We start from the raw sequence: 8,115 nt of genomic DNA, 5'->3' as shown, positions 1-8,115 counted from the left end.
AGTTGTCATCGTCACGATTCAGGCGGGGAAATTTCTACTTCCTATACCAACCTATCGCCCTGGTGTCGGAGAAGCGACGCTGGATTTTCCCGGTGGACGAGTCAATTCTGAACAAACCCCCATCACCGCCGTTCCTGGAATCTTAAGTCGGGAATTAGGAGTCTCTGAAGAGGCGATCGCAAACCTAACTCCTCTCAATTCTACAGGCTGGGCAATTAATAGCTCCTTCTCGAACCAATATCTCTACGGTTTCGTTGCTGAACTTGACCCCACAGTCGCCGTGAACCCTAACCGAATCGGCATTACCTACCCCACCACATCCGCCGGAATTCACTCCCTCCTGCAAGATTTAACCTGTCTCCAGTGTCGCGCTGTATTGCTAGAGTGGCAGAGTCAGAGGATTATCGCTGAAGGATGAACCATGAACGATAGAATATGAACTGTTTGTCATCAGCGATTTATCAATGAGTGTTTCTCCTCAACTTCTTCCCCATGAGCATACTCTATCCTTAAAGACTGAAGTCCTTGCCGATGTTTTAATCAATGTAGAAAATATCCTAATTATCCAAGATTTAGATGGCGTCTGTATGGGACTGGTTAAAGACCCATTAACGCGAGTGATTGACCGAAACTATGTCAAAGCAACCCAGGCATTTGAGGGTCATTTTTATGTCCTGACCAATGGAGAACATATTGGAGAACGAGGAGTCAATGGTATTATTGAACGCGCCTTTGGTAATCCGGCTGAGGTTAAGGCAAAGGGGCTGTATCTCCCCGGTCTAGCAGGTGGCGGTGTGCAATGGCAAGACCGTCAAGGGAATGTATCTCATCCAGGTGTCAGTGAAGCAGAATTAGAGTTTTTAGCCGAAGTTCCGCCGACGATTAAACGACGGTTACGCCGCTTTTTTGAGCAAAAAAGTACAGCCGCAGAAATTGAAAACTTGGAGGAATGTATCCAGGCTTCTGTTCTGGAAAATAAGGCTTCCCCTAGTGCGAATCTAAATACGTTTTACGACCAACTACGCGAATATCCTCAAATTTATATGGACTTGCAAAAAGATATGCAAAATCTGATGCAAGAACTGTTACAAGAGGCACAGATAAAAGGGTTAGGCGATTCGTTTTTTGTTCATTATGCTCCCAACTTAGGCAGAGATTTAAACGGACAAGAACTCTTACGCCCAGCTCAAGCGCAAGATTCTGGCACAACTGATTTTCAGTTTATGCTGCAAGGGGCAATTAAAGAAGCGGGTGTATTAGGACTTTTAAATCGTTATTATTTTCAACGGACGGGTTCCTATCCATTAGGGGAAGACTTTAATGTGCGACAAGCGCCAAAAACGCTGGAGGAATTACTAGCGTTAGTTAAAGCGAATTTCGACCCGAAAGATATGCCGTTGATGATTGGCGTTGGAGATACAGTAAATAGCTCTGTGGAAGACATACAGGGACGAGTAACCGTTCGCCGAGGCGGGAGCGATCGCAACTTTTTACAACTGATTCAAAATATTGGTCAGGAGTTAAATACAGGCAATATTATCGTCTATATCGATAGTAGCCAAGGTGAAGTCAAAAATCGCAAACCTGTGAAAATTGGTCAGCATGAAACCTCTGGCGATGAAATTGTTGTACTCGAAGGTCCTGGTGATGTTCGTGATGTCGATGAGCCTTTAACCTTAAACTTTGTCTTTCACAAAGGTCATCAACAGTACAGTCAATTTTTTCAAAAGGCGGCGCGAGAAAGAGAAGCGAGTGATCAGCGATAGGATAAGCACGCCACCAACCCAACATTAAGACAGTAGGGGCGCATAGACGTGCGCCCTTATTTATCAACGCCTAATCAATCAATACGAGATGCGATCGCGCTTTTCGCCAAAAGGCACACTATGACCCAGAATACGACCTTACCCCAGTTTTACTCCAATAACTACCATGGAAGCGCACGTAAACCAGTGTTTGTTTAGTGCAACCCCTTGCTGATTAAGGCTGTAACCCCCTTTTATCGGATGTTGGTTAACTCCTGGTTGAAGCCGATGAGCGGATTTGAACCGCTGACCGTTCGATTACGAATCGAATGCTCTACCACTGAGCTACACCGGCATCACTTGACTACTATAGCAAGCTTTAGCGCAAGTAACTGCATCTTTTTTCTTCTATGGCATGAACCCTGTGAGCCAATCACTCAAAAGATACCTTTTTTATATTACAGCAAGGTTTCGCACAATTCACTGTCCAAGCTGGGGATAGTCATGTCACCATTAAAAGAGGTATGATCAACGAAACTCATGACCCATTCAACTCCAAACAATCGCCAGCCCCAGTCAAAACCCAAATCCCGACAGATGAGTCCGGAAAAATACGCTCGACTGAAAGCTGAGGCAAAAGCGCCCTACCGAGGACTGAGAAAATTCATCTATGTGGCATTTGCTGCCTCTGGCTTTATTGGCGGACTTGTTTTCCTGGCACAGTTAATTGCAGGTCGAGAAGTGGGGACAGCATTTCCCAATCTGGCGCTACAAGTTGGCATCGTCGCCCTAATGATTTGGCTATTTCGTCTAGAACAACGGGCAGAGCGTAAGCCATAGGTTAAGATTGGCTTGAACTCGACAGATATCTGAATTAGGCAACAGCCAACCTGCCTCTTTTAATCTCCAGGTAAAATTTCTAACGCTGTAGAGTTCATCCGAAACAATAGACCAATCCAAATGTTAAAGTTCCCATCAATGGGTATTAGGTTGTTTAGGAATTGTCGGCTCGTTTTATGGAAATCGAACAACGATTGGGTCTATACCAGGTTTTCCTGAAGCTCTACGAGTATCATCGAGGTCTACTCGATGAAATCCTCCAGCTTGAAAAAACGGGACATAAAACGTTCTCGAGTCGAACAGTTCGCTTTGTCACGGGTATTGTTCAAAGTCAGCGACCTTGTCTGATGACCAATCTGGTAGAGGGAAAAACCCAAACCCTGTTTCAGCCTCAGGGAATTTGGACTATCGGTCGCGATCGCCAATTGGCAATATCGATTCCAGATCCCCACTTATCCCGTCATCATGCGGCGATTTACTATTTGCCAAACAAAGGATATTACCTCGTCGATTTTAAAAGCACGAATGGCACCTATGTCAACGGTGAACCAGTCCACGGGCATATATCGCTTAAAGATGGCGATTGCATTCGACTCAGCACCCTGGCGTTTTACTTTTTCCTCTGCAACGACACCCAAAAGCTCAACCCCACCTCTCCCGAAATTATCGCGAAGCTGAAAGCCTCCAAAGCCTCTTCCTCTGTAGAAGCCTCCTCATCCTCAAAACGAAAAGCCCCAGATGAAGATTTGGAGTTACCTGCAAAAGCCAAAGGCTCTGAAGGGGACTATCACAAAGGGACATCACGATTTTTACAAGAACTATCAAAGTTAGAAGAATTATCTGGAGAACCTGCCTTACCTAAATTAAATTCCCATCAACGCGCAGAAATTTTAGACCGATTTTTCAGTCGGCAAATTCCCAATCCGTAAACTAAGTAGGGTCTGCTGAATACATGTTGTTATGAGGATAGGAAACGGGAAACAGGGAATAGGGAACGGGAAAGATTGGAGTACGAGCGAAACGTTCATTTTAGCTGGGTCACGGCAGTAGGGTGCGTTACGCTTCGCTAACGCACCCTTGATCAAGGTTTTGAGGGATTCAGCTTAATCTTCCTCAAAATTTTCTTGTTCTTCCTCTTGCTCATCGTTTTCGTCTGGATTGATGGAATTCGCTGAAACCATAGCTCCCATATCAAGCTGTTCGCGCACTTGTTGTTCAATAGTCGCGGCAATTTCAGGATTCTCTTCAATATACCTGACACTATTGTCACGACCTTGGGCAATATTATCGCCGTTGTAACTATACCAAGCTCCCTTGCGGTTAATCACTCCTGTTTGTTCAGCCAAGTCAACCAGACATCCTAACCGGGAAATCCCTTGTCCAAAGATAATGTCAAACTCAGCAATTCGGAAGGGTGGCGCAACTTTATTTTTTGCTACCTTGACCTTAGCGCGAATTCCATATTCCCCTTCGCTGGCTTTCTTAAGCGTTTGAATCCGGCGAATATCTAAGCGGACTGAACAATAGAACTTAAGCGCATTACCGCCTGTTGTGACTTCTGGAGAGCCGTAGGTGATACCAATTTTTTGTCGCAACTGATTGAGGAAAATGACGGTGCAGCCCGATTTGCCAATATTCCCAGCAATTTTGCGTAGCGCCTTACTCATCAGACGCGCCTGCAATCCCACTTGGGTATCGCCCATTTCACCTTCAATTTCTGCACGAGGCACCAAGGCGGCTACTGAGTCAATCACAACAATATCCACAGCCGCCGATCGCACTAGCTGATCGACGATTTCCAGAGCCGATTCACCACTATCCGGTTGAGAGACTAAAAGGTTCGCAATGTCAACCCCTAACGCTGATGAGTAGGTAGGGTCGAGGGCATGTTCCGCATCGACAAATGCGGCTACTCCACCGGACTTCTGCACTTCTGCGACGGCGTGCAAGGCGAGGGTTGTCTTTCCAGAACTTTCTGGTCCGTAAATCTCGATAATCCGTCCTCTGGGCAAGCCACCACCCAAGGCTAAATCTAGAGTAATTGCACCACTGGAGATGGTTTCCACCTTCATGCGGGTGGCATCTCCCAAGCGCATAATCGAACCTTTGCCAAAGGTACGCTCAATCTGGTTGAGTACCAAGTTCAGGGCTTTTTCCTTTTCGGGACTGTTGGTGATTTGGGTAGCCATGGATGCCTCAAGAACTGTTATTGAAATGGACTGAGAATTAGTGCAGAAAGTTGGCTCTATTTTAACGCCGACTGCCTGCAAGATTAAGAAAACCTGATTTTTGGGACTAAATCACGGAAATGCTAATTTGTCAATGCTAAGACATCGTTCATCAACGCCATAATCTTGCCGAACTATTACTGTGTTTTGATCCCAAGTCTTGGGCTGGAGAGAAACATTTGACAGCATTTTCCCTCCCCCAATATAGAACACAGGTACTACTATAGCATTGTTGGGTCAATCGACAAGTTTGAGGATTTGGTGGGGGTAGGGGTGCTGGGGGAGATGGGGAAGCTGGGGAAGCTGGGGAAGCTGGGGAAGAGGATTTCCAATGAACCCTGAACAATGAACCATGAACAATCAACAAATGACAAAGGACAAATGACTAATACCAATTCATTACTTCCAGAGGCAACTCTTTCGGTGGCAGGGTTAACCGACTATATTCAGGAGCTGTTAGAGCAGGATACCCAACTCCAGAAGGTTTGGGTGATTGGAGAAGTCTCTAGTGCCAACCGTCATCGGAGTGGTATGTTTTTTACCCTGCGAGATTTAGAGGGTAAGGCATCCATTCAATGCGTGGTTTGGAACTCTGTGCTAAGTAAGCTGGTGCAACTTCCTCAATCTGGAGAACAGTTGATTGCTTTAGGCAGTATCCGGATTTATCCGCAACGGGGACAATATCAGCTTATGGTTTGGCAGGCATTGCCCGGAGGAGAAGGGTTACAGGCACTGCGCTACAATCAACTGCGCCAACGATTGGCGGCGGAAGGATTATTTGATGCCCAAAACAAACGCCCTTTACCCACACATCCGCAAACGATCGCCGTCGTTACTTCACCGCAAGCCGCCGCTTGGGGAGATATTCGCCGCACCCTGCGACAACGGTATCCAGGATTATCGGTGTTGTTTTCTCCGGCACAAGTGCAAGGGGATTTGGCACCGGAATCCATCGTGACAGCGATTGAGCGAGTTGAGCGAGATGGGAGGGCTGAGTTAGTGATTCTGTCGCGAGGGGGTGGCGCATCGGAGGATTTGGTGGGCTTTGATGATGAGCGAGTGGTAAGAGCGATCGCGAACTGTTCAATTCCAGTATTAACGGGGATTGGTCATCAACGGGATGAATCCTTAGCCGATTTAGTGGCTGATTTTTGCGCTCATACACCTACAGCCGCCGCCGAACGAGCCGTGCCAGAGTTGGCAACCCTGATCACTGAACATCAGCAACGTCAGGAGGCGTTACATGAGGCAGTAACTCAGCATTTGGATACCTCTCGCAACCAATTACACCAACTCAAAAACCGTCTCCAACGCTTACCCCTTAACCGACAGTTACAGCAGGAACACCATGCGATCGCGCAGCAGCGACAGCGATTAATTCACAGCACATCTTGGCGTATAAGTCAAGCCACTCAACATTGCCAATTTCTGGGGCAAAAGTTAGCCACCCTTGACCCGACCAATGTTTTAAAACGAGGATATGCGGTGGTACGGACGGAACAAGGAAAAATTGCTCGCAACGCGACGAGTCTCGTTCCTGGAGAAGAATTACAGATTCAATTAGCAGAAGGGCAAATCAATGTTCAAGTCACAGAAATCATTGATTAGGGGCTGCTGACTAAGTCTTGTGGTGGGGAGAGGGAATAGGGAATAGGCAATAGGCAATAGTTTCAACTACCTGGAGAAAATAAAGGTTAAAGGTTGTTGAACTCTGACCAATGACCAATGACCAATGACCAATGACCAATGACCAATGACCATCAGAGCAGAACTGGGATGTGCTGTCTTTGATGAATGACATGAAACTTTATATTCCCAGTTCTACAGATACAGATAAGGTTACATCCCTGGCAGATTTAGCCCACTGGTGAGTTCTTCCATACGTTCCCTCATCGTCGTGGTTGATTTATCATAAGCATCTTTCATGGCGGCTGTAACCGTTTCTGATAGGGTTTCGGCTCCCTGAGCGATCGCGTCTGGAGCAATTTCGACGCGCAGGGGTTCCTGATTCCCACTCATAAACACCTTAACCATACCATCGCTAGAGGAGCCTTCAATTTCCATTTGCTCCAATTCTTCTTGAAGCTGTTTGGCTCCTTGTTGTACCTCTTGGGCTTTTTTGAATGCTTCGGCAAGTTCTTTCATCTTGCCTAAACCGAAGCCGAATCCTTGTCCTTTGGTCATAACTTATTGACTGTCTCTCAAGTTGGACGGGTTTATCGTTGCTAAGTCTTAATCTTAGTACCGCTTCGGTCAATGCGACATCTTTAGACAGGCTGAAACCGTCCTAAGATTTTCACTTCTGGCTCTAAGGAGAGCGACCAATGCTGCTCGACTTGCTGCTGCACATAACGAATCAGTTGGAAGATATCGCTGGCTTTAGCACCGCCACAGTTCAAGATAAAGTTAGCATGACGTTCTGCCACTTGAGCGCCGCCAATTTGATAGCCTTTCAAACCCAATTGCTCGATCAGCCAACCCGCCGCGTGGGGTTCGGGATTGCGAAAAACACTGCCACAACTGGGTAAGTGATAGGGTTGAGCATCACGCCGTTGCTTTAAATGGTGAGTTGTTGTCGCTCGAACTTGTTTGGGATCAGCGCCCGGTTGCAACTGAAATGTTGCCTGAGTCACGAAGCGAGTCCCCCCTTGCAGGATGGAAGTGCGATAGCGAAATCCCAACTCTTGAGGCGTTAGCCGCTCCACGACTCCGGTGGGTGAAATAGTTTCCACACTCACCAACAGATCCGCCGCACAACTTTGATGGGCACCGGCATTCATCACCACAGCGCCCCCCACCGTTCCCGGAATACCTACCGCCCATTCCAACCCTTGCCAACCGTGATTAGCGGCTTGCCATGCTAAACGGGCGATTGGTTCTCCGGCTCCCACCGTGACTCGACCCGTATCCGGGTCAAACTGGGTAGAACGGAGATGACGAGTGCAGACGACTAAGCCGGACAACCCACAATCGCTAACCAGTAGGTTAGAACCCGCCCCTAACAAGGTTATGGGTAATCCCTGCAAATCTGCCCATTCAAAACTGGCGAGCAGATCCTCGACCCGTCGGGGTGCCACATACCACTCGGCGGGACCCCCCACGCGAAAGGATGTCAAACTCGCTAAAGACACCTGAGAACGGAGGATACAGTCAGTTCCAGGCAAGTAAAGCTTAGGCTTGTCAGAGGTTTTCTGACACAGGGGCGTGTTAGCAACGCCGGGAGAATAGGATGACAAGGTCATATCAATACAGGTCAAAAGAATGCCGATGGATTTTAGCCAGTGGAAGTGGACACACCCAAT

9 protein-coding genes and 1 tRNA gene are annotated in these 8,115 nt (G+C 47.3%); 5 read left to right on the top strand and 5 right to left on the bottom strand.

The window, feature by feature from the left end; translation table 11 throughout:
* The coding region (locus tag MC7420_RS41200; protein ID WP_198016390.1) for an NUDIX hydrolase at positions 1 to 418 on the top strand (418 nt) is incomplete at its 5' end.
* A 46-nt stretch (positions 419 to 464) separates the two neighbouring features.
* Positions 465 to 1,766 carry a glucosylglycerol 3-phosphatase gene (gene stpA / locus MC7420_RS07250; protein ID WP_006099397.1) on the top strand — a complete coding sequence of 434 codons (1,302 nt, stop codon included), beginning with the start codon at positions 465 to 467 and terminating at the stop codon, positions 1,764 to 1,766.
* Positions 1,767 to 2,028: 262 nt separating this feature from the next.
* On the opposite strand, the gene MC7420_RS07245 is transcribed toward stpA, so the two are convergent.
* A tRNA-Thr gene (locus MC7420_RS07245) sits at positions 2,029 to 2,100 on the bottom strand.
* A 185-nt stretch (positions 2,101 to 2,285) separates the two neighbouring features.
* Between MC7420_RS07245 and MC7420_RS07240 the strand changes: the two genes are divergently transcribed.
* Together MC7420_RS07240 and MC7420_RS07235 are read left to right on the top strand one after the other, a co-directional pair.
* On the top strand, positions 2,286 to 2,585 hold the full coding sequence (locus tag MC7420_RS07240) for a DUF3493 domain-containing protein (RefSeq protein WP_006099216.1): 300 nt from the start codon (positions 2,286 to 2,288) through the stop codon (positions 2,583 to 2,585).
* Between the two features lie 176 nt (positions 2,586 to 2,761).
* Positions 2,762 to 3,514: an FHA domain-containing protein gene (locus tag MC7420_RS07235; RefSeq protein ID WP_006099158.1), complete on the top strand. Its 753-nt coding sequence runs from the start codon at positions 2,762 to 2,764 to the stop codon at positions 3,512 to 3,514.
* Positions 3,515 to 3,688: 174 nt separating this feature from the next.
* Here MC7420_RS07235 and recA read toward each other — a convergent pair whose 3' ends face one another.
* The gene (recA, locus tag MC7420_RS07230; RefSeq protein ID WP_006099241.1) at positions 3,689 to 4,774 is read right to left on the bottom strand and encodes a recombinase RecA; all 1,086 of its coding nucleotides are present in this window, start codon (positions 4,772 to 4,774) and stop codon (positions 3,689 to 3,691) included.
* Positions 4,775 to 5,194: 420 nt separating this feature from the next.
* Between recA and xseA the strand changes: the two genes are divergently transcribed.
* Complete coding sequence (gene xseA / locus MC7420_RS07225) at positions 5,195 to 6,421, top strand: exodeoxyribonuclease VII large subunit (protein WP_044205704.1); 1,227 nt, start codon at positions 5,195 to 5,197, stop codon at positions 6,419 to 6,421.
* Positions 6,422 to 6,431: 10 nt separating this feature from the next.
* Here the strand turns inward: xseA and MC7420_RS39320 are convergent, their stop codons facing one another.
* The 3 genes from MC7420_RS39320 to murB form a co-directional block, all read right to left on the bottom strand.
* Entirely contained in the window at positions 6,432 to 6,614 is a 183-nt protein-coding gene (locus MC7420_RS39320; protein ID WP_006099591.1) for a hypothetical protein, read from the bottom strand.
* A gap of 38 nt (positions 6,615 to 6,652) precedes the next feature.
* Entirely contained in the window at positions 6,653 to 6,997 is a 345-nt protein-coding gene (locus MC7420_RS07220; RefSeq protein WP_006099386.1) for a YbaB/EbfC family nucleoid-associated protein, read from the bottom strand.
* Between the two features lie 83 nt (positions 6,998 to 7,080).
* On the bottom strand, positions 7,081 to 8,055 hold the full coding sequence (gene murB, locus MC7420_RS07215) for a UDP-N-acetylmuramate dehydrogenase (protein WP_006099193.1): 975 nt from the start codon (positions 8,053 to 8,055) through the stop codon (positions 7,081 to 7,083).
* Positions 8,056 to 8,115: the final 60 nt, after the last annotated feature.

This window comes from Coleofasciculus chthonoplastes PCC 7420, from assembly GCF_000155555.1.
In the GTDB taxonomy this organism is placed as follows: domain Bacteria; phylum Cyanobacteriota; class Cyanobacteriia; order Cyanobacteriales; family Coleofasciculaceae; genus Coleofasciculus; species Coleofasciculus chthonoplastes_A.
Note: the sequence above shows the minus strand (reverse complement) of the source record. Positions and strands in the feature narration are given on the sequence as shown.

Bases quoted from the DNA above. Each gene is read 5' to 3' on its own strand.
- stpA (WP_006099397.1), top strand. From the start codon at position 465: ATGAGTGTTTCTCCTCAACTTCTTCCCCATGAGCATACTCTATCCTTA.
- MC7420_RS07240 (WP_006099216.1), top strand. From the start codon at position 2,286: ATGACCCATTCAACTCCAAACAATCGCCAGCCCCAGTCAAAACCCAAA.
- MC7420_RS07235 (WP_006099158.1), top strand. From the start codon at position 2,762: ATGGAAATCGAACAACGATTGGGTCTATACCAGGTTTTCCTGAAGCTC.
- recA (WP_006099241.1), bottom strand. From the start codon at position 4,774: ATGGCTACCCAAATCACCAACAGTCCCGAAAAGGAAAAAGCCCTGAAC.
- xseA (WP_044205704.1), top strand. From the start codon at position 5,195: ATGACTAATACCAATTCATTACTTCCAGAGGCAACTCTTTCGGTGGCA.
- MC7420_RS39320 (WP_006099591.1), bottom strand. From the start codon at position 6,614: ATGTCATTCATCAAAGACAGCACATCCCAGTTCTGCTCTGATGGTCAT.
- MC7420_RS07220 (WP_006099386.1), bottom strand. From the start codon at position 6,997: ATGACCAAAGGACAAGGATTCGGCTTCGGTTTAGGCAAGATGAAAGAA.
- murB (WP_006099193.1), bottom strand. From the start codon at position 8,055: ATGACCTTGTCATCCTATTCTCCCGGCGTTGCTAACACGCCCCTGTGT.